Origin of the sequence: Hyalangium sp. (genome assembly GCF_045802625.1) — a bacterium.
Taxonomy (GTDB): domain Bacteria; phylum Myxococcota; class Myxococcia; order Myxococcales; family Myxococcaceae; genus Hyalangium.
Genome location: NZ_JBJMQP010000149.1, coordinates 1 through 23,997 on the forward strand (window position 1 = coordinate 1; position 23,997 = coordinate 23,997).

General features: G+C 67.1%; 23 protein-coding genes, 1 other RNA gene and 2 pseudogenes. 14 read left to right on the forward strand and 12 right to left on the reverse strand.

Going from position 1 to position 23,997, the window contains the following annotated elements; all coding sequences use genetic code 11:
- Window positions 1–296, forward strand: a pseudogene (locus tag ACJ8AT_RS27165) (heavy metal translocating P-type ATPase); the annotation flags it as partial.
- Window positions 297–443: 147 nt separating this feature from the next.
- On the opposite strand, the gene ACJ8AT_RS27170 reads toward ACJ8AT_RS27165, so the two are convergent.
- Window positions 444–989, reverse strand: a complete 546-nt coding sequence (locus ACJ8AT_RS27170) for an NUDIX domain-containing protein (protein WP_407740786.1) — start codon at window positions 987–989, stop codon at window positions 444–446.
- A 53-nt stretch (window positions 990–1,042) separates the two neighbouring features.
- Between ACJ8AT_RS27170 and ACJ8AT_RS27175 the strand changes: the two genes are divergently transcribed.
- The 3 genes from ACJ8AT_RS27175 (at window position 1,043) to ACJ8AT_RS27185 (ending at window position 4,624) form a co-directional block, all read left to right on the forward strand.
- Window positions 1,043–1,951, forward strand: a complete 909-nt coding sequence (locus ACJ8AT_RS27175; protein ID WP_407740787.1) for an MBL fold metallo-hydrolase — start codon at window positions 1,043–1,045, stop codon at window positions 1,949–1,951.
- Window positions 1,952–2,215: 264 nt separating this feature from the next.
- Window positions 2,216–2,872 (forward strand): pilus assembly protein N-terminal domain-containing protein, encoded by a 657-nt coding sequence (locus ACJ8AT_RS27180; RefSeq protein ID WP_407740788.1) that lies wholly within the window; start codon window positions 2,216–2,218, stop codon window positions 2,870–2,872.
- A gap of 237 nt (window positions 2,873–3,109) precedes the next feature.
- Window positions 3,110–4,624, forward strand: a complete 1,515-nt coding sequence (locus tag ACJ8AT_RS27185; protein WP_407740789.1) for a cellulose synthase family protein — start codon at window positions 3,110–3,112, stop codon at window positions 4,622–4,624.
- Here the strand turns inward: ACJ8AT_RS27185 and ACJ8AT_RS27190 are convergent.
- Window positions 4,587–5,246, reverse strand: a complete 660-nt coding sequence (locus ACJ8AT_RS27190; RefSeq protein ID WP_407740790.1) for a hypothetical protein — start codon at window positions 5,244–5,246, stop codon at window positions 4,587–4,589. The genes ACJ8AT_RS27185 and ACJ8AT_RS27190 overlap by 38 nt on opposite strands.
- A gap of 80 nt (window positions 5,247–5,326) precedes the next feature.
- Between ACJ8AT_RS27190 and ACJ8AT_RS27195 the strand changes: the two genes are divergently transcribed.
- Complete coding sequence (locus ACJ8AT_RS27195; protein WP_407740791.1) at window positions 5,327–6,421, forward strand: PEGA domain-containing protein; 1,095 nt, start codon at window positions 5,327–5,329, stop codon at window positions 6,419–6,421.
- A gap of 9 nt (window positions 6,422–6,430) precedes the next feature.
- Here ACJ8AT_RS27195 and ACJ8AT_RS27200 read toward each other — a convergent pair whose 3' ends face one another.
- Window positions 6,431–7,021 carry a hypothetical protein gene (locus ACJ8AT_RS27200; RefSeq protein WP_407740792.1) on the reverse strand — a complete coding sequence of 197 codons (591 nt, stop codon included), beginning with the start codon at window positions 7,019–7,021 and terminating at the stop codon, window positions 6,431–6,433.
- 305 nt (window positions 7,022–7,326) lie between these two features.
- Here ACJ8AT_RS27200 and ACJ8AT_RS27205 point away from each other — a divergent pair, with 305 nt between their 5' ends.
- Window positions 7,327–8,028: a RibD family protein gene (locus ACJ8AT_RS27205; protein WP_407740793.1), complete on the forward strand. Its 702-nt coding sequence runs from the start codon at window positions 7,327–7,329 to the stop codon at window positions 8,026–8,028.
- A 267-nt stretch (window positions 8,029–8,295) separates the two neighbouring features.
- Here the strand turns inward: ACJ8AT_RS27205 and ACJ8AT_RS27210 are convergent, their stop codons facing one another.
- Complete coding sequence (locus tag ACJ8AT_RS27210) at window positions 8,296–8,895, reverse strand: TMEM175 family protein (RefSeq protein WP_407740794.1); 600 nt, start codon at window positions 8,893–8,895, stop codon at window positions 8,296–8,298.
- Between the two features lie 131 nt (window positions 8,896–9,026).
- Here ACJ8AT_RS27210 and ACJ8AT_RS27215 point away from each other — a divergent pair, with 131 nt between their 5' ends.
- The 4 genes from ACJ8AT_RS27215 to ACJ8AT_RS27230 all read left to right on the forward strand — a co-directional run bounded on the left by ACJ8AT_RS27215 (window position 9,027) and on the right by ACJ8AT_RS27230 (window position 12,856).
- The gene (locus tag ACJ8AT_RS27215) at window positions 9,027–9,521 is read left to right on the forward strand and encodes a hypothetical protein (RefSeq protein ID WP_407740795.1); all 495 of its coding nucleotides are present in this window, start codon (window positions 9,027–9,029) and stop codon (window positions 9,519–9,521) included.
- An 86-nt stretch (window positions 9,522–9,607) separates the two neighbouring features.
- Entirely contained in the window at window positions 9,608–10,114 is a 507-nt protein-coding gene (locus tag ACJ8AT_RS27220; RefSeq protein WP_407740807.1) for an N-acetyltransferase family protein, read from the forward strand.
- A 34-nt stretch (window positions 10,115–10,148) separates the two neighbouring features.
- On the forward strand, window positions 10,149–10,994 hold the full coding sequence (locus ACJ8AT_RS27225; RefSeq protein WP_407740796.1) for an alpha/beta fold hydrolase: 846 nt from the start codon (window positions 10,149–10,151) through the stop codon (window positions 10,992–10,994).
- A 77-nt stretch (window positions 10,995–11,071) separates the two neighbouring features.
- Window positions 11,072–12,856, forward strand: a complete 1,785-nt coding sequence (locus tag ACJ8AT_RS27230; RefSeq protein WP_407740797.1) for a hypothetical protein — start codon at window positions 11,072–11,074, stop codon at window positions 12,854–12,856.
- Window positions 12,857–12,902: 46 nt separating this feature from the next.
- Here the strand turns inward: ACJ8AT_RS27230 and ACJ8AT_RS27235 are convergent, their stop codons facing one another.
- Window positions 12,903–14,321, reverse strand: a complete 1,419-nt coding sequence (locus ACJ8AT_RS27235; RefSeq protein WP_407740798.1) for a serine/threonine protein kinase — start codon at window positions 14,319–14,321, stop codon at window positions 12,903–12,905.
- Window positions 14,322–14,670: 349 nt separating this feature from the next.
- Here ACJ8AT_RS27235 and ACJ8AT_RS27240 point away from each other — a divergent pair, with 349 nt between their 5' ends.
- Window positions 14,671–15,417: a hypothetical protein gene (locus tag ACJ8AT_RS27240; RefSeq protein ID WP_407740799.1), complete on the forward strand. Its 747-nt coding sequence runs from the start codon at window positions 14,671–14,673 to the stop codon at window positions 15,415–15,417.
- 8 nt (window positions 15,418–15,425) lie between these two features.
- Window positions 15,426–15,884, forward strand: coding sequence for an immunity 26/phosphotriesterase HocA family protein (locus tag ACJ8AT_RS27245; RefSeq protein ID WP_407740800.1), 459 nt, complete (start codon window positions 15,426–15,428; stop codon window positions 15,882–15,884).
- Between the two features lie 171 nt (window positions 15,885–16,055).
- On the opposite strand, the gene ACJ8AT_RS27250 is transcribed toward ACJ8AT_RS27245, so the two are convergent.
- The 4 genes and pseudogenes from ACJ8AT_RS27250 to ACJ8AT_RS27265 all read right to left on the reverse strand — a co-directional run bounded on the left by ACJ8AT_RS27250 (window position 16,056) and on the right by ACJ8AT_RS27265 (window position 18,382).
- Window positions 16,056–16,400: a hypothetical protein gene (locus tag ACJ8AT_RS27250; protein ID WP_407740801.1), complete on the reverse strand. Its 345-nt coding sequence runs from the start codon at window positions 16,398–16,400 to the stop codon at window positions 16,056–16,058.
- A 12-nt stretch (window positions 16,401–16,412) separates the two neighbouring features.
- Window positions 16,413–16,910: a hypothetical protein gene (locus ACJ8AT_RS27255; protein ID WP_407740808.1), complete on the reverse strand. Its 498-nt coding sequence runs from the start codon at window positions 16,908–16,910 to the stop codon at window positions 16,413–16,415.
- A gap of 71 nt (window positions 16,911–16,981) precedes the next feature.
- Window positions 16,982–17,518: pseudogene (locus tag ACJ8AT_RS27260) on the reverse strand (phospholipase D-like domain-containing protein); the annotation flags it as partial.
- 78 nt (window positions 17,519–17,596) lie between these two features.
- Window positions 17,597–18,382, reverse strand: coding sequence for a hypothetical protein (locus ACJ8AT_RS27265; protein WP_407740802.1), 786 nt, complete (start codon window positions 18,380–18,382; stop codon window positions 17,597–17,599).
- Window positions 18,383–18,850: 468 nt separating this feature from the next.
- On the opposite strand from ACJ8AT_RS27265, the gene ACJ8AT_RS27270 reads away from it, so the two are divergent.
- Window positions 18,851–20,626: a M1 family aminopeptidase gene (locus tag ACJ8AT_RS27270; RefSeq protein ID WP_407740803.1), complete on the forward strand. Its 1,776-nt coding sequence runs from the start codon at window positions 18,851–18,853 to the stop codon at window positions 20,624–20,626.
- 9 nt (window positions 20,627–20,635) lie between these two features.
- On the opposite strand, the gene ftsY is transcribed toward ACJ8AT_RS27270, so the two are convergent.
- Window positions 20,636–22,210 carry a signal recognition particle-docking protein FtsY gene (gene ftsY / locus ACJ8AT_RS27275; RefSeq protein ID WP_407740804.1) on the reverse strand — a complete coding sequence of 525 codons (1,575 nt, stop codon included), beginning with the start codon at window positions 22,208–22,210 and terminating at the stop codon, window positions 20,636–20,638.
- A 66-nt stretch (window positions 22,211–22,276) separates the two neighbouring features.
- On the opposite strand from ftsY, the gene ACJ8AT_RS27280 reads away from it, so the two are divergent.
- Complete coding sequence (locus ACJ8AT_RS27280; RefSeq protein WP_407740805.1) at window positions 22,277–22,831, forward strand: hypothetical protein; 555 nt, start codon at window positions 22,277–22,279, stop codon at window positions 22,829–22,831.
- Window positions 22,832–22,858: 27 nt separating this feature from the next.
- Here the strand turns inward: ACJ8AT_RS27280 and ACJ8AT_RS27285 are convergent, their stop codons facing one another.
- Complete coding sequence (locus ACJ8AT_RS27285) at window positions 22,859–23,434, reverse strand: PEGA domain-containing protein (protein ID WP_407740806.1); 576 nt, start codon at window positions 23,432–23,434, stop codon at window positions 22,859–22,861.
- Between the two features lie 96 nt (window positions 23,435–23,530).
- An RNA gene (rnpB, locus tag ACJ8AT_RS27290) (RNase P RNA component class A) lies at window positions 23,531–23,925 on the reverse strand.
- Between the last annotated feature and the right edge of the window lie 72 nt (window positions 23,926–23,997).

Here is a 23,997-nt window from a genome sequence, read left to right on the forward strand (position 1 = left end):
AGACCGCCGACGTGGTGCTGATGAGCGATGACCTCTCCAAGCTGCCGTTCGCGCTGGGGCTCTCGCACAAGGCCACCGGGGTGATGAAGCAGAACCTGGTGATCGCGCTGGGAGTCAGCGCCGTGCTGATTGTCGCCGCCATCCTCGGGCTCACCCAGATCAGCCAGGCCGTGGTGTTCCACGAGGGCAGCACGATCCTGGTGGTCTTCAACGGGCTGCGGTTTCTCACCAATCGGCCTCCGCCACACGCGGCGCTGCCGGTGGCGGCTCCAGGGGTCCAGTCCGCGGCGGGCTAGCCGCAATGGCAAACATGCGGGTGAAAGGCCTGGGTGGCAGGTGCTCTGCCGGCGCGGGTCTGTCCGAACTGGTCTGACAGCCAGACAGGTTTGGCAAGAGCTCACCCCGGGGGAACCCGGTTGGCATACTCGCCATCCAGGAAGCACTCATCCTGGCGGTAGGCGCTTCTTCATCCTCAGCAGGCCGTACGCCGCCAGGGTGGAGGAGTCCTTGATGCGGCCCTCGAGCACGTGCGCCTCGAACTGCTCGAGGGTGACTCGGGTGCACACCAAGTCGCTCTCCTCGGGCTCCAGGCTCTGTGGACCCTGGGAGAGCTCCTCTGCCAGGAAGACGTGCATGCCTTGCGTCGAGTAGCCCGGCGCGTTGAGCACGTGGCCCAGGTACGTCATGCGCCCGGCCACCAGCCCCGTCTCCTCCTGGAGCTCTCCCACGGCCACCGTCTCCGGCGTGGCGTCCTTCTGCTCCTCCCACATGCCCTGCGGGAACTCCAGGTACCGGCCCTGCACCGGATACCGGTACTGCTCCACCAGATAGAACGCGCCGTCCTCGTACGGGATGATCAGCGCGAAGTCCGGCTTCATGACGACCCCGTAGATACCTTGCGAGCCGTCCTGCCGCTGGATCGCGTCCTCGCGCACCGTCATCCACCGGTTCCGGTACACCTCTCTCGACGAAAGTGTCTTGATGCTCATGGGAGGAGTCTGCACCGGAAAGGGCTAGACTTGCCTTGATCTGGAGGATTGCCATGTTCCGACTGACCGTTTCCATGTTCGTCCTGTGCCTGCTCTCCGCATGTGGCCGCGCCGCGGCTCCCGCGCTGAGGGCGGCGCCTGCCGCTCCTGCCCCCATCGCGCTCTCGGCGGCAGGCGAGGAGCAGGGCGCGGACATCGCGGTCACGCGGATTGCTCACGCCAGCGTCCTGCTGGAGATGGGGGGCAAGCGGATCCTCACGGATCCGTGGTTCAGCGAGACGAACGCCTACCGCCACGGTGAGCCACTGGGGATCGCGCTCGAGAACCTCCCCAAGCTCGACCTGGTGATCGCCAGCCACGACCACTACGATCACTTCGACATCGAGACGTTCGCCGCGTACTCCGACAAGGCGGTGCCCATGGTCGTCGCTCCCGAGATGGCGGAGAAGGCCCGCACCGCTGGCTTCACGAACGTCCAGGAACTCAAGCCTTGGCAGAGCGTGCAGGTGGGCGACCTCACCGTGACGGCCTGCCCCGGCGCGCACTCGGTGGAAGAGGTGACGTACATGCTCCAGTCCCACGGCTCCACCGTCTACTTCGGTGGCGACAGTCGGCTCATCCCCGAGATGGATGAGCTGCCCAAGCGCTTCCCCTCCGTGCAGCTCGCGCTGCTGCCCGTCAACGGCCTGCACGCCATGGGCAAGCAGGTGGTCATGAACGCCGACGAGGCCGCGCAGCTGGCCGGGAAGCTCCACGCCGAGGTGGCCGTCCCGATCCACTACCGCTTCCAGGGCAACTGGTTCACCGACACGTTCATTCTCCGCTACGAGGGCTCCCCCGAGCGCTTCACCGAGGCCGCCAAGACCGCCGCGCCCTCCACCCAGGTCCGTGTGCTCGCGCCGGGGGAGCGCCTGGTCATGACGCGGGGCGCCGCGGCCCAGGCCAGTGGCAGTGCGCAGTAGGAGCTGCCTTCAGCTTCCGGCCCCCACACGTCCACGCAGTCGTGCTTGCCCTCGCACCGGCTGCGCGCCACCACCGGCCTGAAGCGTCCGGGCTCGGCTCGGCACTGTTCGCCGGGGCGGTTCGGGTTCGCCGCCGCTCGGCGCGCTTTCTCTTTGTTGGGCGACCCTGCCACGGGCTTCCCTCCTGCGTTCGGGGCTCGAGGCCCATCCTACGACGGGGCCTCCCTCACGGCGCCAGTGGCCGGCGCGCTACACTCCCAGGCCATGCGTCTGCTCCGCTGGCTCCTGCTCCCCGTGCTCCTCGCCGCCCTGCCCGCGGGGGCCGACGAGCCGCCCGTTCAACTGGCTCCCGGCCAGCAGCGGGTGCTCGACATCCCCGGCCTCCGGCGCGTCTCGGTCGCCGCCGCCGATGTCGCCGACGTGAAGGTGATCGGCAAGTCCCAGCTCCTCATCGTCGCCCAGCACCGCGGCCGCACCGCCCTCACCGTGTGGACCGACAAGAAGCAGCTCGAGCGCACCATCGTCGTCGAGCCTCCCGGCGCCGAGGAGCTCGCCCGGGAGTTCAAGGCCCTGGGCTTCGACGGGCTCGAGGTCCGCACCGTCAACGAGCGCCTCGTCGTCAGCGGGCATGTGGACTCGCTGCATGACATGCAGCGGGTGCGCGCCCTGGTCGCCGGGCGCTCGGAGGTGTCGCTCCTGGTGGGAATGGACGCCCGCGTCGTCCAGGCCGCCCTCTCCACCACCGCCGAGCAGATCAACACCGCCCTGAAGCGCAACGGCATCACCTCCGCCAAGGCCCTGGTGGTGGGCCAGCGCATCCTCCTGGAGGGCTCCGTCTCCGACGACGCCGAGCGCGACAAGGCCCAGCGCATCGCCGACTCCTTCTACGGCGAGCTGCGTGAGGCCTTGGGTCCACATTGACACACAAGGGAGACAACCCAGGGGCTCGGGTCAAGGGTTTTGTTTGACACGAACTTGACGCATCCCTATTGTCCGGCGCCATTCTCCGCCCAGGGGGTAAAACCCTGTGTTTTCGGGCAGATACATGCGGGGGCTCAGCGGACCCAAGGAGCGGCGGTCTGGGAGAGCGCAGTTCCACCGCCGCCGCGCATGGAAGCACCGCGAGGCAGTGCCCGCGGAAGAGGCTGAGCGTCACCGATGACCACTGTCGAGATCATCTTCCTGGGCGTGTACTTCGCCGTCCTGTGCGTGCTGGCCATGTACGGCTCGCACCGCTACCGGATGGCGTACCTGTACTACCGCCACAAGTTCAAGCTGCCCACGCCCAAGGGCGTGCTGTCCGCCCTGCCTCGCGTCACCATCCAGCTGCCCATCTTCAATGAGATGTACGTGGTCGAGCGGCTGGTGGACTCGGTGTGCCGCATTGAGTACCCGCGCGAGCTGTTGGAGATCCAGGTGCTGGACGACTCCACGGACGAGACGTGCGGCATCGCCCGCGCGTGCGTGGAGCGCCACCGGCAGAAGGGCCTGAACATCGTCTACATCCACCGGCAGAACCGGCAGGGCTTCAAGGCGGGCGCGCTGGAGAACGGGCTGAAGCTGGCGCAGGGCGAGTTCGTCGCCGTGTTCGACGCGGACTTCGTGCCCACCCCGGACTTCCTGCAGCGCACGGTGCCGTTCTTCGTGGACCCGAAAGTGGGCATGGTGCAGGTGCGCTGGGGCCACCTCAACCGCGAGTTCTCCATCCTCACCCAGGCCCAGAGCATCTTCCTGGACGGGCACTTCATCATCGAGCACACCGCGCGCAACCGCTCGGGGTGCTTCTTCAACTTCAACGGCACCGCGGGCATCTGGCGCCGCAACACCATTGAGGACGCGGGCGGCTGGCAGCACGACACGCTCACCGAGGACCTGGACTTGAGCTACCGCGCCCAGCTCAAGGGCTGGCAGTTCGTCTTCCTGCCCGAGGTGATCTCCCCGGCCGAGGTGCCGGTGGACATGAACGCCTTCAAGAGCCAGCAGCACCGCTGGGCCAAGGGCTCCATCCAGACGGCGAAGAAGCTGTTGCCCACCATCCTCAAGAGCGATCTGCCCTTCGAGGTGAAGCGCGAGGCCTTCTTCCACCTCACCAACAACATGGCGTACCTGTTGATGGTGCTGCTGTCGGCGCTGATGCCGCTGTCCATGGTGGTGCGCTTCCACCACGGGCTGTACGGCACGCTCTTCCTGGACTTGCCCTTCTTCCTCACCGCCACCGCCAGCGTGTGCATCTTCTACGTGGCCACCCAGCGCGAGCAGGGCATCCGCGGCTGGGAGCGGGTGAAGTACCTGCCGTTCCTGATGAGCCTGGGCATCGGCCTGGCCATCAACAACGCCAAGGCGGTGCTGGAGGCGCTGCTCAACCAGCAGTCCGGCTTCGCTCGCACGCCGAAGACGGGCTCCGAGGGCAAGAAGGTGGTCCAGGTCAAGCGCAGCTACCTGGGCGCCAAGACGCTCATGCCGCTGGTGGAGCTGGCCTTCGCCGCGTACTTCACCGGTGCGCTGTGGTTCGCCATCGACGCGCGCATCTACACCTCGGTGCCCTTCATCGTCCTGTTCCAGGCGGGCTTCCTGTACGTGGGCGTCTCCAGCCTGCTCGAGGGCCGGCTCAAGCGCTCCGCACCGGCTCCCAGCATCAAGACTTCCGAGGAGCAGGCCCGCCGGGCGGCTTGAGCGCTCCGCCGTCCGTGGGCCCCGCGTCCGGGGCGGCCGCTCCCCCATCCGTGGTGCCCGCTCCCGCGTCCTGGGCCCGAGGCCCCGCGTCGGGGGGGCCTGCATCCGGCGCCTCCGGGCCCGGCTCGGGTGGGGGAGGGCCTCGGCGCAGCACCTGCTCCGTCCACGTGGGCGCGGGCCCGCGCGGGGCCGGGCGGCAGGCCTGATCCACCGAGGTCTTCTGCACCGAGCGCAGCGTGAGGCTGTCTGGAGCGCAGGCGGTGATCTCCGTGGGGAACCTCACCGGGCACGGCGTGCCGGCGCTGAAGCCCATGGCGTGCGTCTCTCCCATGAAGCCCTCGGGCGTCCGGTCCACGGTGATGGTGACGGCGCCCGCGTCCGGTGTGCCTCCCACCCCTCCATCCGGCCGCGAGTACAGCAGGGTGAGGGACAGGGTGCGCCCGTCATCCTGGGCGAGGTAGCGGAAGGCGGGGTTTCCTACATGGTGGTACTCGCCTGCCTGGTTGCGCTCGCAGCCAGGGGGAATGTGCACGGGCGGGGGGCCCACGGGGGTTCGGGTCGGGCAGGCGATGAGGCCCGCGAGGGCGAGGCCCCCCAGGACCAGGGGAAGGGGACGAGACATGGGCGCGCATCTTTCATCACCCCGCCGCGGATGGCACAGGGTTTGACCCTCCAGTTACGACTCTCTAACCTTCGGGTGCCATGTCTTTCGCCCGAGCCTTCGTCTTTGCCCTGCTCGTCACCCTGGTGGCGCCCCAGGCTTTCGCCCAGGACGATCTGATCGTCCCCCTCCCGAAGAAGACCAAGACGAGGTCCGGCAAGAAGCGCGCTCCGGCCAAGAGGGGCGCCACGGCGAAGAAGTCCGAGGCCGCGGCTCCGGAGGGGGACGATCTGTTCGTCCCCATTCCCTCCAAGAAGGGCGCCACGGCGAAGAAGCCCGCGGCCGCCGCTCCCGAGGGGGATGATCTGTTCGTCCCCATTCCCTCCAAGAAGGGCGCCACGGCCAAGGGCCCGGATCAGGCGCCCGCGGATGACGATCTGATCGTCCCCATCGAGCCTGGGAAGACGGGGCTGCTCGTGAGGCTGAGCGGCGGGGTGAAGGGCGCGCACCTCTTCGTGGACAACAAGGACATGGGGACGCTGCCCATGGCCTCGGCTCTGCCGGCGAGCGCGGGCGAGCACACGGTGAGCATCCGCCGGCTGGGCTTCTCCGACTTCACCCGCCGGGTGACAGTCCAGAGGGGCAAGTCCGCCGAGGTGGAGGTGACGCTCGAGGCGGTGGCGGGCGTGGTGACGGTGACCGCGGATGTGGCGGGCGCCAACGTCACCCTCAACGGCCAGCCGAAGGGCCAGGCGCCGGTGGCCAACCTGCTGCTCAAGCCGGGCTCGTATGAGATCGTCGTGAGCAAGGAGGGCTTCCAGCCGGAGACCAAGAGCCTGGCGGTGAAGGCGGGCAAGGACTACACGGTGGCGGCCAGCCTGCGGCCCGCCGAGGTGATCAAGCCGACGGTGGTGGCCAGCGTCGATCGCCCGGAGAAGCCGGTGCTCACGCCCAGCGACTCGGGCGTGAAGAGCCCCCCGGTTCCGCTCACGCCGGAGAAGCCCGCGGTGAGCACCAGCTCACCCTGGTACAAGCGCTGGTACGTCTGGGCGGGCGTGGGCGTGGTGGCTGCGGCCGCCGTGGGCACGGTGGCGGCGACGCAGGGCGGCTCGGCCAAGCCGCTCACCCCGGACTTCGTCTGCGGCGGGGCGTGTGACGGCACCATCAACGGAATCGTCAGGGCCGGAGGCCGCTGACGGCCGGGGCTACTGGCCGCGCAGATCGTCCTCGGTGCCCTTGGACGGGGACTCGAGCAGCAGGAACACGTTGCTCACCCGGCCCACGCCCGAGTAGTCCAGCGCCGTCGCGCGGAGCTTGAAGGGCGCGCTCTCCGGCAGCAGCGGGGTGAGGTCCACCACGCCCGGCTCGAAGGTGAAGGACATGGGGCCCACGCTGTCCACCTGCTCCTTGCCCACGCGCACCATGTCGGTGAAGCCCACCGCGCCGCGGTTGAGCACCTGGCCCTTCTCATCGAGCACCTCGAGCAGGATGAGGTTGTCCACCGAGAAGCCCTCCTTGCCCGCCGCGTCTCCGTAGAGGCGGGCCCGGGCGCCCTCCAGGCGCAGCAGCGGGGTCTCGCCCTTGGCCACCACGCGCGGGGTGCGCTCGAAGTCGCGGGTGTCGATCTCCACGTCCTCGCGCTTCTCTTGGATCTGGGAAGTCTCTCGCTCGGGGGTGTCCGCCAGCAGCTGGACGGGGCGAGGCGGTCCGGAGCGGGTAGGGGGAGCGGGCACCTGCTTCACGCAGGCGAGGAAGGAGGTAGCGACAGCGGCCAGGAAGAGCTTGCGGAGGGTCATGACCCTCTGGCTTGTAGCGAGCGCCTCACGCAGGGGTCAACCCTGGCCCCCAACCGGTTGGGACCGGACCCTCCTGGCCTGGGCTGACACCCCCGTGAGAAGGCCGCAGCTCGCCTTGACTCGAGCGTCAGCGTCGCCTGCACGCACGTGAACCACGGCAGCCACTCCGGCTCGCTCATCGTGATCTCCTCGAGCAGCGCTGTTGGAAGTGAACCCCGGTGGGACAGAGGGGGGCCACGTCACTCATAATCTCCTGGCGCCGTATGTACCCCTGAACCCTACCCGTTCCGCTGGAGCCCTTCCCTGTGACACAGCGTCCCTACGTGATTTGCCACATGGTCCCCTCGGTGGATGGCCGCATCGTGGTCACCGGTTGGGAGCTCCCACCGAGCGCCCGGGCCGAATACGAGCGCGTGGCCGCGACCTTTGATGCGGATGCGTGGATCATCGGCCGGATCTCCATGGAGCCCTACGCGGGAAAGGCCAAGGTGCCGGCACGCAGGGGCCAGCCTCCGATTCCGCGATCGGACTTCATCGCGAAGCGAGATGCCGCCTCCTATGCGATTGCGCTCGACCCGTCAGGCAAGCTCACCTGGAAGTCGAGCTCCATCGACGAGGACCACGTCATCACGGTCCTGACTGAGCAGGTCTCGGATGACTACCTGGCCTTTCTTCAGGCCCGAGGCGTCTCGTATCTGTTTGGAGGCAAGACGAGCCTCAACCTGCGCAAGGTGCTTCAGAAGCTCCGGAAGGAGTTCGGCATCAAGAAGCTGCTCCTCGAGGGGGGAGGGAAGATCAACGGCTCCTTCCTGGCCGCTGATCTCATTGATGAGCTGAGCGTGCTGCTGGCTCCCGTCGCGGACGGCGGCGTCGGTGTCCCCTCGCTCTTTGATGCGAAGGAGGGCAAGGGGCCCGCTCGCTCGCTCAAGCTGCTCTCCGTTGAGCGGCGCAAGGCCGACATGCTCTGGCTGCGCTACAAGGTGAAGCGAAGTCGCGCAGAGGAATGAGCGGAGGCAGCAGTGTCCCGGCCGGGAACCGGAGGTTCCATGCGCTCGTGCCCGGATGCCGTAGCGGACCCTGACGCCTCGCTACGGCGCGGGGGGCGGCTCGTTGGGGGTGCGGGGCACGTACAGCTTGCACATCCCTGTCGCCGTCAAGGTGATGGAGGCACGATGCCAGGGCTCTGCCCAAGCGAGAGTGACAGCGCTCACAGGAATTCAGTGAAGCCATTCATTGCCGAGCCGCTCCCCGGGTAGGGGCGGTGGGCCCGCGGATCAGCGCGGTGGATGGGACGGGTTGGCGGCGATCTTGCGCTCGATGCGCCGGTCCGGGATCAGCCACATCAGCGCCACGAGCAGATAAATGCCGTCGGCGATCCAGGGAGACACGAGCAGCGCCAGGGGGATGGCCGCCAGGTACAGCACCGTTGACAGCTTCCCCTTGGTGTCCCGGCCGATGGCCTCCTTGAGCTTGGAGTGCGGGCCCTGCGCCGCGATGATCAGGCTCTGCAGGAGGGTGTACGCCACCCCCGCCATGAACAAGACGCCGCCGTAGATGGCCGTGGGCAAGGCGGCGAATTCGGTCTCGTCCCACCACGACGTCACGAACGGCACCAGCGACAGCCAGAACATCAGATGCAGGTTGGCCCACAGGATTTTGCCGTCCACCCGCTCGGTGGCGTGAAGCAGGTGGTGGTGGTTGTTCCAGTAGATGCCGATGTACACGAAGCTCACCACGTACGCCGACAGCACGGGGCCCAGCTGCTTGAGCGCCTCGAGGTCCGCGGTGTGCGGCGTCTTCAGCTCCAGCACCATGATGGTGATGAGGATGGCGATGACGCCGTCGCTGAAGGCCTCCAGTCGTCCCTTGGTCATGCCGCAGGTTAGGGCCGCGCCACCCTCTGGATGCAACCGGGACCGCCACGCTGTCGCTCGGAATGGGGCGATGAAAATGCGGTGTAACCACGTGGGAGGAGGGGGCGTACAGAAGCCGTCACCCACTTCCCATGGAGCACACCATGTCGCGCCTCACCGTCCCTTCGCTGACTGCCCGTACCCTGCGTCCCACCCCCACCGTGTCCGCCCCGGTGGCCCAGCGTCCGGCGCTCAAGAACTCCGCCGCCCAGACGGCGCTGCACACGGATCAGTTCGAGCACGGCGCCGTGCGGAGCGGTGCCTCGCAGGCCGCGCTCGCGCACTTCCATCCCACGTCGCAGCAGCGGCTGGAGTTCCTGCAGAAGTTCGGGGCGCCCAAGCGTGAGAACTACCCACTCACCCCCGCCGGCACGCAGCAGTACAAAGAGGCCCAGACCCACTATGAGCGTGAGCTCGCTCAGACCACCGCGCTGGTGGAGTACGACAAGCTGAAGGCGCAGGGAGGGCCGAAGCGTGAGGACTACCCGGCCGGCATCGCTGGCGCGTTCGACTACAAGAAGGCCCGGAGCGAGTACACGAAGAAGCTCCAGGACCTGCTGGTCGAGGCGGGTGTCATCCGCACCTGAGCGCATGAGGCCTGAGTCCCCACGGGCCTCCAGTCGCGAGCACGGAAGGGCTGTCAGAATGACCGCGAGCTGCCAGAGTGAATCGCATGATCATTCGCCCCGCTCGCCCCGAAGACGCCGACGCCGTCGCCAAGGTGCACGTGCGCGCCTGGCAGGCTGCGTATCGAGGGCTGCTGCCCGATGAGTATCTGGCCAGCTTGCGAGCGGAAGAGCGGGCCAGGCGCTACACCTTCGGCTCGAGCGATCCGCTCGCGCCAGCGACCCTGGTGGCGGTGGACGGAACCGAGCTCATCGGGTTTGCGACCACCGCGCCTGCGCGCGACCCCGACTGCGCCGGTCAAGGTGAGCTCGCCGCGCTCCATGTCGATCCGGGAGCATGGGGCCGTGGGGTCGGCCGAGCGCTGATCGCGGCCGCCCGCGCCCAGCTCGTGGACAGGGGCCACACCGGCGCGATCCTCTGGGTGATGGTGGGCAACTCCCGCGCGGAGCAGTTCTACCGCCACGATGGGTGGCTGCCGGATGGCGCGCGGCGGACCGACCAGGTCTGGGGCGCCACCGTCGACGAGCTCCGCTTTCGCCGCCGGCTGCCCTGACGAGCTCCGAAGCAAAGTGACGAGGACCCTGCCCATGGATGCGACGGCGCCAGCTCCCCCGAAACACTCTTTCTTCCAGCACGGCCGAGGCGCCACGCATTACCAGCGGGTGGGCGCCGACGCGCGGCCGGTGGTGGTCCTGGTCTCGGGCGCCACGCTGCCCATGGGCATCTGGGAGCCCCTGGTGGGGCCCCTCGTCGAGGCGGGTTTCCAGGTGCTCCGCTATGATCTTCCCGGGCGGGGCTACACGCGGCTGGACGGCCTGGGTGCGGATTTCCAGGCACATCTCGAGCAGCTCGAGCAGCTGCTCTCGGGGCTCGGCCTTGCGCAGCCTGTCCACATGCTCGGGCTGGCGTCAGGGGCGCTGGTCGTCGCGGAGTTCGCGGTGAGGAATCCCTCGCGGGTGTCGCACGTGTGTCTGCTGGCGCCGGACGGGGCCGCCACGCGCTTCACTCTCACCGAGAGGGTGCTGAGCCTGCCTCTGGTGGGGAGGCTGCTGTTCCGCTCCTCGGCCCAGCGCACCCTCCTGGCGCGCGTGCCGCGTTACTCGTCGCGGACGCACGTGCAGGCCTTCATCCGGGAGCAGCTGCGCTTCTCGCTCTCGTCCCCGGGCTTCCATGAAGGCGTGCTGGCGACGGTGCGCACCTTCCCGCTGCACCAGGGCGAGGAGCTCTACCGCCGGCTGGCGAGCACGGGCATCCCCACCTGCGTGGTGTGGGGGGCGCAGGACCCCATCACCCCTCCCAGGGCCGCGGCGCTGATGCGGACCCTGTTCGGCCAGGACGCGGTGCAGGTGCTCGAGGGAGTCGGGCATTTGCCGTTCGCCGAGGAACCCGGAGCCGTCGCAGCGCTGGTGGCGAAGCGCTTTCGAGTGGAGTGAAGCGGCTCGCCAGGTTGCGTGCGGAGCGCGCGGGCAGTTACCGTCCCCGGGTACCCGTCGAGCCCAGAGGTGATGCGATGCTCGTCATCAAGAACAAGGGGCAACCGGCCACGCTGACGCAGCTCGCCCGAGCCATCGAGCGCACTGGCATCGTCCCCCTGAACAAGCAACATCGCATCAAGGTCGAGCTCCGGTACCTCCAGCAGGGGCCGGAGCGCTTCGGCGAGGTGGACCTCGACAACGCACAGCAGGTCGAGCTGGCCGCGTATCGCATCGCCCGGGGGCAGATCCCTCGGCCCATCAGCGGGCGCCAGGCGCCCTCTCGCGCCCCCGGCGTCTACGCGCTGGCGATCATCGGCTCGGGGACCACGGCGGCGTATTACCTCGACACGCTCGGTCCCGCGCATGACCACTCCGGCACCATCGTGATCGGCCAGCAGAACCCGTGGATTCACAAGCGCGGCCAGGGCATCTCGTACATCAATCACACTTGGCGGCAGGTCGCGATGCCCAGCACCAACACCCGGGAGTATGGCGGCAACGAGAGCTTCGCCAACCGGGCCGAGTTCGGGCGCATGGCCGAGGCGGTGGTCAGCCGGCGCGCGGGCCGGTGGGTGAAGTCCTCCGCCACCCGCATCGAGAAGCTCCGGGAGGGCGTGTACAGGATTTCCTATAACGACCGGGGGCCGAAGAGCTTCAAGGCCGAGAAGGTGGTCTTCACCGCGGGCGCTGGGTCGATCCGAAAGCCCCCGGAGGCCGAGGAGAACTCCACCGTCCGCAATCGCTCGCGCATCATCGACATGGACACCTTCATCCGCGACAAGGCCGTGCAGGAGAAGCCCAGGGGCGCGGCCAAGCGCGTGGTCGTCTGGGGCAGCAACGCGGCCATTGATGCCGTCGCCGCGGCCAAGAAGCACGGCTGGACGATCGCTGCGTGGCTGTACAGCAGGGACGGGCAGCCCGCGTGGCTGCCGGGCACGCGCTACCTGTCAGAGCCCTACAAACTGCAAGAGGTGCATCAACACGTCTATACCGACCGCAGGCGCCTCAAGATCCAGGACAGCGGCGGGCTGCTGAAGGTGCTCGACGGCGCGGACATCGTGGCCGACACCGTGGACTATGTCGTGTATGGCCTGGGCTCGGAGGATCTGCTGACCCAGAGACAAGGCGGGGTCATGGACCCGAGCGTCCTCGAGGGCCAGCAGGCCCTGAGCCCCATCCTCGATACCTCGGGCGTCTTCGGCAATGCCCTCGAGCAGGGGAGGCAGGCGCAGGCGTTCCTCGGCTGGCAGAACGCCTCTGGAACGTTCCAGGTGTTCGGGCTGGCCGCCGAGAACTACGCGGGGGCCGTGGACCCGAGGGGTAACCTCGCTCGAATCGCTCCCACCGATCCGCGAGTCATGGCGCTGAAGCAATGGCTGTCCGGAGACGTGCTGACCGTCGGGCAGCTCACCTATATCCGGTCCGCGCTGCGGGCCGTCAACCACTTCGTCCCCGGCTCGATCGAGCATGGCGTGGACTACAGCCACGCCGACGCCAACGCCCTCCGCGTCCACCTCGCCGCGCGCTACCCCGAGCTCCCGGAGCTTCACGCCAGCTGGTTCATCCGCATGATCAAACGGATCCGCGTGGGCAGCATTCAGACGCGCCTGCCCCATGGATTCACCGAGCAGCAGGTGAACCATATTGAAGAGCAGCTGCGCGCCAAGCAGGAGGAGTTCCGCGGCAGGAGAAAGCAGCCCACCAATATCGATGCGGTCAACTGGCAATGGCAGCTGGCGCAGGCGCTGATCGAGCTCACCCCAGCCCCCGGCGAGGAAGTCGCCGAGGGCCTGAGCAAGCTCAGGGTGGAGGACCGGTAGCGTTTGCGCCTCCCCAACGGATGACTCTGGAGAAACTCCCGGGAGCTTACCGGGGAGCCGAGTGCTTCTTGTGGGTGGGGCTGGAGGTAGGGGTGTGTTTGCGTCCAGGGGGGAGGGCCGGCACGTAGCACGTGCCTTTGAACATGTGGCCTCCGTTCTCCTCGCATTCCTTGGGCTGGAAAGGGAACGCTACCCAGCAACCTCCGTCGAGGGCGACCTGCCGCTTGTGAGGGCATCGTCCCTTGGCATCGGGCCGGGCCTGGTCCTCCTCGGGCTCGAGAGGCGTGTCCTGCGCCATCACCTCCGGGGCCTGGCGCCCAGGAACTGTGTTCGTGGAGGCGGACGCCGAGGCCTCCGCGAGCCCTGCGGTGCCGGGTCCCGCTGAGGCGGGCTTGACGGGCTCCACTTTCGCGACGGAGTTCTCCTTCCGGGGCTTGCTCGGGAGCGCCCACCACGCCCCCAGGGCACAGGCCAGTCCCATTGCTGCCAGCGCTCCCCAGCGCCAGCCGTAGCGTGAGAGCACGCGTGTCTTGGAGGGCCGCGTGGAGTCCGCGGAGCGGTGGGCGCGAAAGGGCGTGAGGGTGGGTTCCAACTCCTGCGCGAGTTGAGCCGCAGTGCCCCGCTGCTCGGGGTGCACCGAGAGCAGGCGCAGCAGGAGCGCCCGCAGCACAGGGTCCACGTGGGGATTTCTCAGAAGGGCGGGAGGAAGGAGCACGCTGTCCAGGTGCAAGGTGCCGTGCTCGTCGCGGGAGGGAGCGGCGGGCTCCGGGTACGAGCCTGTGAGCAGGCGGCAAAAGGTGATGCCCAGGGCATAGAGATCATCTGCCGCAGAGGGGCGGTAGCAGGCGGTGGAGTCCCGGTAGAAGCGGAACTCGAAGAGCCAGGACTCGGGAGAGCGGTAGATGGGGGTGCCCGGGAAGCCCATGGGCGGGGTGAGGGGAGCAGCGCCCGGATAGAGGCCGGTGCCGAAGTCCATGAGCATGGCGCGGCCGTCGGAGCGGCGAACGAGCACATTGTCGCCCTTGAGGTCTCGATGGACAGCGCCTTGGGCATGCAGGGCCGCGAGCGCTTGAGCCAACTCAAGCAGCCAGCGCCGCACCTGAGGTGAGTCGGGAGGGGCGAGCCGGGCCTGATCATACAAGGGCACGCCGTCCACCCACTCGAGGACAAGGAAGGGATGGAGGGTGCCAGCGGGTGAGTGCCAGGAGCCGTGGTCCAGCAGGCGAGGAATGCTGGGGTGGAGGCAGCGGGAGAGCAGCTCCCGCTCGCGTGCGAAGCGAGGGTCCGCCGGATGCAGAGCCAGCTTGAGGGCTACGGCAGGGGCGTGTTCGTCGTGAGAGGGCACCGCGCGGTAGACGGCACCGAAGACACCGCAGCCGGCCCAGGCCACCACGCGCCAGGAGCCCACCTCCGTGCCCGGAGCCAGCAGGGCGGGGTGGAGCGAGTGGGAGGACGGACGGGCCATGGAGTGCCTGGGGCAGGGAGGGAGACGAGTCCGGTCTCCTCCGCACAGCCTACCTCAGGGGCTCGGCTTCAGCCCCGAGGGACTCCGGATTCGAGGTACCCTCGGGGGCATGGCTGACCAAGAGGAGCTTCGTCTCAACGAGTTGCACCGCTACCGGAACTCGGCACCGCCACGACGCGTCCTTCTACGCGCGCAGCCCGGAGGACTCGCACTCGCCGCGCTGCGAGATGTCGGAGGACCTCCCCGAGCGGATCCACGTGTTGCGGGGCGGCTCGCGGGTCGACCGTGGCGACGCGTTACGCGAGCGCTTCCGCTTGGCCAGCGTGCATGGCTGCAACTCTTTTGCGGATTGTTGCTGTTCGTGCTCCGCACAGCTGCCCTGGCACAACAAGACAGCCTCACAGCGCGCATCCCAGCCGCAATTGCCGCCGGCGAACTCAAGGAAGCAGAGATACTCATCGAACAGGCGGTCCAGATTGGTCTGATATCAGCAGCGGCAGCGGCACAATATCGAGCGGAGATTCAGGCGCGGGAGCATGCACGCCAAAAAGCACAAGGACTCTCTGCTGCCAAGGATGAACCAGGACCCGATGGAATTCCTCCTCTTCCGTATGAGCCGGATGCGGAACCCGACAAGAACAAGGGAAAACAGGGCCGCATCTATGTGACCTATACCAAGTTCAACAATCTAACGAAGCGCTTCTATGCTGGAAGAACCAGCATGGTGATTGAACTCGATAAACCCTACCGCAGTCAGGCACAGACGGCCATGCAACAGCGAGACAAAAACCATCACATCGAAGACGAGAACCCAGAGCCGATGGATTCCGCATTCGACCCTGCGCGGCTTGATAAGTTCGATGTTGGAATCGCCGTTGATTACGGTAACAGATATCGCGATCTCGCCTATTGGAGGATTCGAGGAAGAGAGCAGCAGTTGGTCGATTCCTTCGGAGGCGCCTGGTCCGACACTGGGGAGCCCCATAAAACGGAAAATCAAGTGCGCGGCGTGTCAAAAGACAATGTGAATGGCCGACGGTTTTACAAGGCCGCCACCGATGAGTGGGGCAAGATCAGCGAGTACACAGGGTATTAGGGAACCAGATGCACAATCCATCAGATAAGCCGGGAGTGTTCTTGAGAATTCCTCTCGGCGACGGCTCATTTGGTTATGGAAGAGTGCTTGAGCCACCCTATGACGCTTTCTACGATTACAGAACCACGGAGCCGGATGTGGACCTGGAGAGGATTGCCTCCAAGCCAGTCCTCTTCAGGATTGCTATTCGCCATTCAGCCCTGAAGCCTTGGGAGCCTATTGGTTGGAGAGAGATAGAGGCACACCTCGCTCAACCCGTCGTGCAGTTCACCCAAGACATCATGAACTTCAGGGACTGCACGATCTTCGATAGCGTCGGCAATGAACGGGCCGCTGAGCCGCAAGAGTGCGTGGGGCTTGAGCCGGCGGCTGTTTGGGAGCAGCACCATGTGGAGGAACGCTTGCTCGATGCCTTCATGGGGAGGCCCAACGCCTATGTCGAGCGCCTGAGCGTGCGGTTTCGATAGGGAAGGCTGGATCCCTGAAGATGGAGTGCCCGACAAAGTAGGGAAGTACTGGGCCGTCGATGACTTGCGCATTGACAGGGCGAAGGTGGGGACGCCCAGGTGTTTCGTCCCGAGGGGAGGTCACCCTCATCGTCTCCGAGGCGAGCAAGGACGCCTTGGAGCGTATGGGCGCTACGGGGACGAGGTTCGAGGAGGCCTAAATCTGCCTTTAGCAGTTCGTGAGCTTTTTTGGGGTTTCCAATCGGTGATCGACCAGCCTCGGTCATTCAGAAGATCCTCAAAGGCATCATGGATGTCCGTAGAGGATGCACCCGGTGAGAACTCAGCTTTCTCACGAAGAGACTGCACGATCAGCGGGGTAGCCTTCGATGTGTTTGTGAACTCGATGTAGTCGAAGAACGAATCGATGAATTCCCCCGACGCAGCTTGATCGTCCCAGATCTCTGGCATGACCGCTGAGGAATAGGCGCTGGATGCACGCCGAATCCACAGATCGTTGTCGAGCTTCAACTTCACCCGGTCAAGGTGTCATTCCAAGCATTTGCTTCTCTCCGTGAACGATTCCCCCGCAGAAAGGCCATTTCTTTCCAAGTATCTGTGAAGCTTGAGGAACCGTGCTCTAGCGTCTTTCTTGACCTTGCCGCTCTCGATGCCTGTCTTCAAGGAGCGGGTCAAGTTCTCTATCTTCGACGCACGCTTTTCCGAAGCGGCCCGAATCTCTTCCTCTACTCCCTTACGATAGGCCTCAGGCACCCACCACCCGTAGCAAGTCTGGATCGCCGCTGGACGCAGGAGGAGCCGCCCTCTCTCTCCAGCCGACTCAATGCCATCGAGATCCGCAACGAGATCATACGTCATCCCCGCAGTTCGAGACCTGATACCTGGGATGTTCAGGCGGGACTGGTTCAGGGCTGCCCGGGTCTTGGGCGGGAGGCGCAGATCGAATCTGAACTGCGCGAGGGTGGTGGGCTTATAGAAGAGCGTTCCTTCGCGAAGAAAAGCTGAGAGCGAGCGGAGCGGGAGCACGCTCTTCTCCGACAGGGGTTTGGCGATCTCATCGAGTCGTCTGAGGTATCCTTCACCGCCTTCGGAATGGCAGCGCCGTCGAGTCGCAGCACGAGTTCTTCGTTTACCGAGTACGCCGCTGTCGTAGCATTCGCCGATCCGATCATGACCACGGCCTTGCTGTACATCTCGAATACGAAGAGCTTGGGGTGGAAGATTCCTCTAGACCGGACGACTCGAACGGAGGCATCTGCTAAAGCGTTCTTGCCCTTGCTCCAGCGCGCCAGGAGTGCTTGCAGTTCCTTCTCTTCGAGGAGTCCACGTTTGCCCGAGGAGGCGTTGAGAAATACTTGTAGCCTCACTGCGCGACGCTTGGGTCGCAAGATCGCGGCGCCGACGCACTCGAGGAACTCGGTGTTGAAGAACGCCGAGACGATGGTGATCCTGCGGGATGCTGCCGCAAGCGTGCGGACGTCCTCGAGGTCCAGCGGACGTAGCGCCCCGTTCTCGGTGCCTAGACAAGTGGACAGCCACGATAGCGTCAATCGAGACATGGAGGTACTTATAGAGCAATAGGATCCCAATTGAGAGAGCGGGCGGGTGGAGAGGGCCAAGGAAAGCCGTGTCATTTGTGACTGTGCCCAAGAAAGACACGGCCCTCCCCCATTGCAGAGAGAGGGCCGTCACTTCTTTCAATGCACCCGCCCTCACGCCGTGGGCTTGGCCTTCACCTCCTTTACTCCGGACGCGGCGAGCACGGCGGGCACCTCAGGCACGGCGGGCGTGGCGGGCACCTCGGGCTCGGTGGACTCGCTGGGCAGTGTGGCCTGCAGCGCCTCGACCAGCTTCCGCCGCTCGGCCACCGGAATGCCCTTGTAGTCCAGCACCGCCGTGCCCTGCTCATTGCGCACCTCCACCCGCACCTTGGTCCCCTTGGTGAAGCGGCTGAGCACCTCCTGCTCCACCTGGTCGGCGATCGCCAGGTCCTCCTCAGGCAAGGGCTTGCTGGAGGAGGGCTTGCGCTTGCGCTGGATGGCCCGGCGCAACTCGTCCACGGTGCAATTGGAGAAGCTCTTGGGAGTGACCACTCCCTTGCTGTCCGGCACCTCGATGAAGGTGGGGCCCGGCTCCTCGTGGTTGACCTTGATGTCGGCGGCCTGCTTGTAGGTCAGCAGCAGGTACAGGCAGGTGACGCCGAATCTGCGCGCCACCTCCTCCGAGAAGTTGTCGGCCACGGCGCCATACATGGTAAGAGCGCCCTGCGACAGGTCCTTCAGGTTCTGGCTGAACCAGTCGCGGGCGTCCTTGTAGCCCGCGGCCTGGGCCAGCTCCTTCTTCACCACGTAGTTGTAGAGCTGCCCCATGCGGTGGTGGTTGGTGCTCTCATCCGCTATGAGCTGGCGCATGCCGTCGGCCACCTGATCGAGCGTCACGCCCTCCAGATCCAGACTGCTGCCACCGTTCTTCGCTTCCTTGAACTTCCACTTCATCATCTGCCACTCCAACCGGGGAACACCCCTGGGCATCCCCCCCGACGCTTGACGGGGCAGTCGGAGGCCACTGAACCAGCCGGCCGTGCCCCGGCCCGTTGCAGCGGGCGGGCCAAGGCCCGGCCCCTGAGAAAACAGACACTTGTGAGAGCAGGGCAGCGAGGCCACCGTCCGAGCTCGTGGGCTTGAGAGTCCACGAAACGAGATGGCGGGGCAGGTGGAAGGGGGGCTCGCTCCCAACCAGTTTGTACCGGACCTGGTTTTTAACTGACCCCCAGCCAGTTAAAGCCGACCCTTGCTCCCAACCAGTTTGTACCGGTCCCCACCTCGCTCCGCTCGCCATGAAATCTTGCGCTCACATGACGCCGTAGCTCAGGCGCAGGTGTAGGCATGGCCGCCTGGAAACACCTGGGCCGCGGGGCCTCCCCCGGGCCGGATGCCTGGGTTGCCGCTCTGGCTTAGGCTCGCTCCATGGCACCTGCCCGTCCATGGTTGATCCTCGCGCTGCTTCTCTCCGCGGCCCCGGTGCTGGCCGGAGGCTCCCCGGAGGTCCAACTCTGCCTCCAACACCTCAAGCCCGCCGAGAAGGAGCGCGCCGAGAAGCAGCTCGGACCCCTGGAGGAGCTCCCGCTCTACCGCGTGCAGCTTGACGTGGACCCCACCAAGCGCGAGGTGAAGGGCAAGGTGCAGGTGGAGGTGCTCGCCAAGAAGCGCTCCATCTCCGAGCTGTTCCTCCGCGTCACGCCCAACGCCTCGGGCAAGAAGGTGACGCTCTCGGACGCGAAGCTCGACGGCAAGCCCGCCCCCCTGGAGCGCCCCGAGCCCACGCTGATCCGCATTCCCGTCAATCCCCCCGTGGAGCCCGGCGCCGTCGCCAAGCTCGAGGTGTCCCTCCAGGCCAGCGTGCCCCGGGCCAAGGCCAACGTCGGCTCGCTGCTGGGCGCGCTCGGCTCCTCGGGGCCGCCGGGAGACTACGGCGCGTTCTCGGCCACCCCGGACTTCCTGAGTCTGGTGGGCATCGTCCCCATGCTGGTTCCGCTGCACCCGGATGGGACGCCCTTCGCGGGGCCCTCGGGCATTGGAGACCTGGCGCTCTTTGATCCCTCGAACGTGCTCGGCACCGTCACCGTGCCCTCCGGCTGGCAGGTGCACGCCACCGGCGTGGCCATGGGCGAGGTGCCCGAGAAGACCCACGGCGTGCGCTTCAGCTTCGCCTCGGCGCTGGTGCGGGACTTCCCCGTGTTTGTCTCCCAGGGCTACGAGAGCGCCTCGAAGACGGTGGGCGACGTCACCATCGAGAGCTTCTTCGCCTCCCGGGATGCCGCCGTGGGCCGGCGCGTGCTGCAGTACACCGCCTCCGCGCTCCAGGCCTACGAGCCGAAGCTCGGCACGCTGCCGTACAAGGCTTTCCGGGTGGTGGAGGCGCCGCTCTCGGATGGCGCCGGCGGCATGGAGTTCCAGGGCCTCATCACCGTGGGCAGCTCGCTGTACCACGGCGCCACGGACCCCAACAGCATCCTCCAGGGCGTGCAGGGCATGGACATGTTCCAGGAGGCCATGCAGCAGATGTCCGCGATGACAGGGGGACAGGCGGGGGGGATGAACCCCTTCGAGCACATCGCGAAGACCATTGAGCGCACGCTGGAGTTCACCGTCGCGCACGAGGTGGGGCACCAGTACTTCGCGGGGTTGGTGGGGACGGACCCCATCAAGGAGCCGGTGGCGGACGAGGCGCTCACCCAGTACACGGCGGTGCTCTACTTCGAGTGGGCGCACGGCAAGGCGGAGGCCGAGTCCCTGCGGCAGGAGGCGCTGGTGGCCTCGTATCAGATGTACCGGATGATGGGCGGCGAGGACGGGCCGGCCCAGCGGGCCACCGAGGAGTTCGGCAGCTCCATGGAGTACGGCGCCATCGTCTACGGTAAGGCGCCGCTCTTCTACGCCGCCGCGCGCAAGCTGGTGGGAGACGAGGCGTTCCTGCGCGCCATGCGCTCGTACGTGGACACCTACCGCTACAAGTGGGCGAGCCTGGATGCGTTCCGCAAGGAGCTGGTCAAGGCGAGCCCCGGCACGGGCGGAGCGCTGGAGCGCCTCCAGAACCACTGGTGGAAGGAGGCCCACGGAGACGAGGACCTGGGCCAGCCGAGCTTCGACGCGCTCATGGGCGGCAACATGGGAGACCTGAAGCTCGACAAGGACACCCAGAAGATGATCGAGGAGATGATGAAGGGCATGTCCGGGCAGTAGGCCCCGGCCTCAGTCGAACAGCGCCGTCACGAAGTCGCGAGGCTCGAAGCGGCGCAAGTCGGCGATCTTCTCGCCCACGCCCACCCAGAGCACGGGGATCTTCAGCTCGTCGCAGATGCCGATGATGACGCCGCCCTTGGCGGTGCCGTCCAGCTTGGTGAGGGCAATGCCCGTCACGCCCACCGTCTCCTGGAACTGCTTGGCCTGCTGGATGGCGTTCTGCCCGTTGGTGGAGTCCAGCACCAGCAGCACCTCGTGGGGCGCACCCTGGAGCGCCTTGCCCAGGACGCGGTGCACCTTCTTGAGCTCCTCCATCAGCGGGGCCTTGGTATGGAGCCGGCCCGCGGTGTCCGCGATGACGACGTCCGCGCCCGTCTCCCGGGCCTTCTTCACCGCCTCGAAGACGACGGCGCCCGGATCCGAGCCGTCCGCGCCTTTCACCAGCTCCGCCTTGGCCCGGTCCGCCCACACATCCAACTGCTCGGTGGCGGCGGCGCGGAAGGTGTCTCCGGCGGCCAGCACCACCTTCTTCCCCGCGCCGGTGAGCTGCGCGGCCAGCTTGCCAATGGTGGTGGTCTTCCCCGCACCGTTGACGCCCACCACCATCACCACGTGCGGCGGCCCGCCTCCCTCCAGCGAGGGCGGCACGGGCAGGTCCACAATCCGCGCCACCTCCTCGCGGATGAGGGCCTTCATGCGCTCGGGGTTGCTCAGCTCGTTGCGCTTGAGCTTCTCGCGCGCCAGCTCCACCAGGCTGGAGGCGGTGCGCACGCCGATGTCCGCGGTGAAGAGGATCTCCTCCAGCTCCGCCAGCACGGACTCGTCCACCTGGCGGCTCTGGCCGAACAGCCCGTTGAGGCGGGCCATGAAGCCCTGGCTCCTCGTCTTGTCCAGGCCCTGGGCCAGGGTTTTTCCCGCCTCGGCCTGGAGCTTCGCCTTCTCGGCGGCCGCCTCCGCCTGCCGGGCCGCCTCCGCCTCCGCGGCCTCGCGAGCCTTCTGCTCCCCGGTCAGCCGCTCGGCCTCCTCGCGCTCGCGGCGGCGGCGCTCCTTGGCCTCCTCTTCGGCGGCCTTCTTCGCGCGGTACTCGGCGCGCTTCTCCTCCTCCTCCTGCTCCTTGAGGGCGCGGGCCTGGGCCTCCAGGCGGGCGCGCTCCGCGGCGTCCGTGGCCTGCTGGGCGGCTCGGGCGGCCTCCTCGCGCTGGCGGGCCAGCTCCTCGGCGCGGGCGTGGGCCTGCTCCGCCTCGCGCTGGCGGGCCAGCTCCGCCTCCGTCTTCGGCAGCTCCACGCGCAGCTGGGGCGCCTCGGCCGGGAGCGTGGGCTTGCCGGCCTCCCCGGGCACCGCGGGCTTGCCGGGCTTCTCGGGGACGCGGGGCGCCTTGAAGAACAGCTTGCGCGCCGCCAGCACCACCAGCACCAGGAAGAGCAGCCCTACGCCGTAGCCCACGTACTGGGAGGCGGGGCTGGCCTCGGGAGGCGCGCCGGGCGGGGTGCCGGGGTGGCCCGGCGTGGTCTCCGGGGGAGCGGGCACGGGAGCGGGGGCTGGCACCTGCGCAGCGAGGACGTCCTGGAGAGGCGGAGTCTTCATGGCGGGTCCGCTTATACCAATCCGCTGGTGGATGCAGCGCCCGAGGGCCTGTAAAAGCCATCTCCCATGCGCCTGTCCCGCCTATCCGTCCTGCTGCCCACGGTTCTGCTCAGCGCCTGCATCATCGAGGCGCCCGGCGGGGCCACCGAGTCCGAGCGGCGCCAGGCCACCGTGCAGCAGGTGCCGCCGCTGGCGCTGAAGAGCGGCGCCAACCTGGGCGGCAAGGTGGAGATCGCCGGCGCCATGGTGCAGCCGGGGAGGGTGGTGCCCGGGGAGCCGGCCCACGTCACCGTCTTCTTCCGGGTGCTCCAGCCGCTGGAGGACGACTACATCGTCTTCGTCCACGTGGAGGACACCGAGGGCAAGCTGGAGCGGATGAACCTGGACCACAAGCCGGCCAGCGGGGTGCTGCCCACCACGCAGTGGAAGCCCGGCGAGACGGTGAGGGACGAGTTCACCGTGTCCCTGCCGTCCGGCGTCTCCGTGCGTGGCATCAACATCTGGATGGGGCTGTGGGAGCCGCGCACGGACACTCGCCTGCCGCTGAAGAACCCGCAGGAGGTGCGCAACGACGGTCATGACCGCATCCTGCTGGCGACGGTGCCGGTGGCGCAGCGCTGAGCCGCGCCAGCAGGAGGGCCCACGCAGCTACTGGCCGGCAGCCGGAGCCTGCGCGGGAGCCTGCGCGGGAGCCGGAGCCTGCGCGGGCTGCTGCCGGCACTGCTCCAGCAGCTTCTTCTTCTCCACAGCGGATGCGTGCTTCCACTCCTCCGTGTCCTTGACGTTGCAGGGAGGGGGCGGCGGAGCGGCCGGGGCCACGGCCTCGCCCGCCACGGGCTCGGTGCCCGGCTGCAAGGGCGGCCGCAGGGTGATAACGGCGGGCATGTCGTCCAGCGAGTACCAGGCGCCGGTGCTCGCATCGATGGCGACGCCGATCACGCCCGTCAGCAGCACGTCGGCGATGATCCACCCGGCGCCCACCGAGTTGTGCAGCTCATAGGCGGTGTCCGGGTAGCCCGCCTTCTTGAGCACAATCATATAGGAGCGCTTGTTCTCCAACTCCAGATGCAGCGGCGTGATGCCTCGGGAGAGGCCGTCGACGAACACCTCGGCCTGCTGGGGGTGGGAGTTGATGGGAACGTCCGTGGCCTTGGGAGCAAGGATGGCCGCGCAGCTTGCCTGCACCAGTGCCAGCGCCATCAACGCGATCCAGGAGTGTTTCAAGAGAGGGCTCTCAGTCAGAGTGAGGCGCGCATCCTTTGTGTCTTGGATTGGTCAAATCAAGGGAAAAGGAGAGTGAGGGCTTGACGGGAGGGAAAAAACCGGAGCGGCCCTGTAAGCCGAGTTTTGTCCCCACCCCTTTCGGAGTGGGCGGCGAACATTCGTCTAGGGCCCTGGTTACCCAGGGGCCTCATCAGCGAGCAACCCGAGCGCGGCGGACGGGCCATCCTTGTCCCCCAACCGCGAGGACGCGCTCCTATTGGCTCTTGCTCCAGGTGGGGTTTACCGTGCCGCCCGAGTTACCCCGGGCGCGGTGCGCTCTTACCGCACCGTTTCACCCTTACCCGCCCCTTTCGGAACGGGCGGTTTGTTTTCTGTGGCACTGTCCTGCGAGTCACCTCGACTGGCCGTTAGCCAGCACCCTGCCCTCTGGAGCTCGGACTTTCCTCCCGCCACCCATTCCTGCGGTGGCCGGCGTTCACCCGGGCCGCTCCGGCACCTGCCTCTTACAACAGGTGGGGGGCCGGGGCCACTCCGTCCGAGACGGAGCGTGCCAGAGGCCCGCC

What these genes read in the sequence shown, in the direction of transcription:
- ACJ8AT_RS27195 (WP_407740791.1), top strand. Translation starts at nt 5,327, where the DNA reads ATGTCTTTCGCCCGAGCCTTCGTCTTTGCCCTGCTCGTCACCCTGGTG.
- ACJ8AT_RS27185 (WP_407740789.1), top strand. Translation starts at nt 3,110, where the DNA reads ATGACCACTGTCGAGATCATCTTCCTGGGCGTGTACTTCGCCGTCCTG.
- ftsY (WP_407740804.1), bottom strand. Translation starts at nt 22,210, where the DNA reads ATGAAGACTCCGCCTCTCCAGGACGTCCTCGCTGCGCAGGTGCCAGCC.
- ACJ8AT_RS27170 (WP_407740786.1), bottom strand. Translation starts at nt 989, where the DNA reads ATGAGCATCAAGACACTTTCGTCGAGAGAGGTGTACCGGAACCGGTGG.
- ACJ8AT_RS27200 (WP_407740792.1), bottom strand. Translation starts at nt 7,021, where the DNA reads ATGACCCTCCGCAAGCTCTTCCTGGCCGCTGTCGCTACCTCCTTCCTC.
- ACJ8AT_RS27280 (WP_407740805.1), top strand. Translation starts at nt 22,277, where the DNA reads ATGCGCCTGTCCCGCCTATCCGTCCTGCTGCCCACGGTTCTGCTCAGC.
- ACJ8AT_RS27175 (WP_407740787.1), top strand. Translation starts at nt 1,043, where the DNA reads ATGTTCCGACTGACCGTTTCCATGTTCGTCCTGTGCCTGCTCTCCGCA.
- ACJ8AT_RS27210 (WP_407740794.1), bottom strand. Translation starts at nt 8,895, where the DNA reads ATGACCAAGGGACGACTGGAGGCCTTCAGCGACGGCGTCATCGCCATC.
- ACJ8AT_RS27225 (WP_407740796.1), top strand. Translation starts at nt 10,149, where the DNA reads ATGGATGCGACGGCGCCAGCTCCCCCGAAACACTCTTTCTTCCAGCAC.
- ACJ8AT_RS27235 (WP_407740798.1), bottom strand. Translation starts at nt 14,321, where the DNA reads ATGGCCCGTCCGTCCTCCCACTCGCTCCACCCCGCCCTGCTGGCTCCG.
- ACJ8AT_RS27245 (WP_407740800.1), top strand. Translation starts at nt 15,426, where the DNA reads ATGCACAATCCATCAGATAAGCCGGGAGTGTTCTTGAGAATTCCTCTC.
- ACJ8AT_RS27220 (WP_407740807.1), top strand. Translation starts at nt 9,608, where the DNA reads ATGATCATTCGCCCCGCTCGCCCCGAAGACGCCGACGCCGTCGCCAAG.
- ACJ8AT_RS27215 (WP_407740795.1), top strand. Translation starts at nt 9,027, where the DNA reads ATGGAGCACACCATGTCGCGCCTCACCGTCCCTTCGCTGACTGCCCGT.
- ACJ8AT_RS27180 (WP_407740788.1), top strand. Translation starts at nt 2,216, where the DNA reads ATGCGTCTGCTCCGCTGGCTCCTGCTCCCCGTGCTCCTCGCCGCCCTG.
- ACJ8AT_RS27270 (WP_407740803.1), top strand. Translation starts at nt 18,851, where the DNA reads ATGGCACCTGCCCGTCCATGGTTGATCCTCGCGCTGCTTCTCTCCGCG.
- ACJ8AT_RS27190 (WP_407740790.1), bottom strand. Translation starts at nt 5,246, where the DNA reads ATGTCTCGTCCCCTTCCCCTGGTCCTGGGGGGCCTCGCCCTCGCGGGC.
- ACJ8AT_RS27265 (WP_407740802.1), bottom strand. Translation starts at nt 18,382, where the DNA reads ATGATGAAGTGGAAGTTCAAGGAAGCGAAGAACGGTGGCAGCAGTCTG.
- ACJ8AT_RS27230 (WP_407740797.1), top strand. Translation starts at nt 11,072, where the DNA reads ATGCTCGTCATCAAGAACAAGGGGCAACCGGCCACGCTGACGCAGCTC.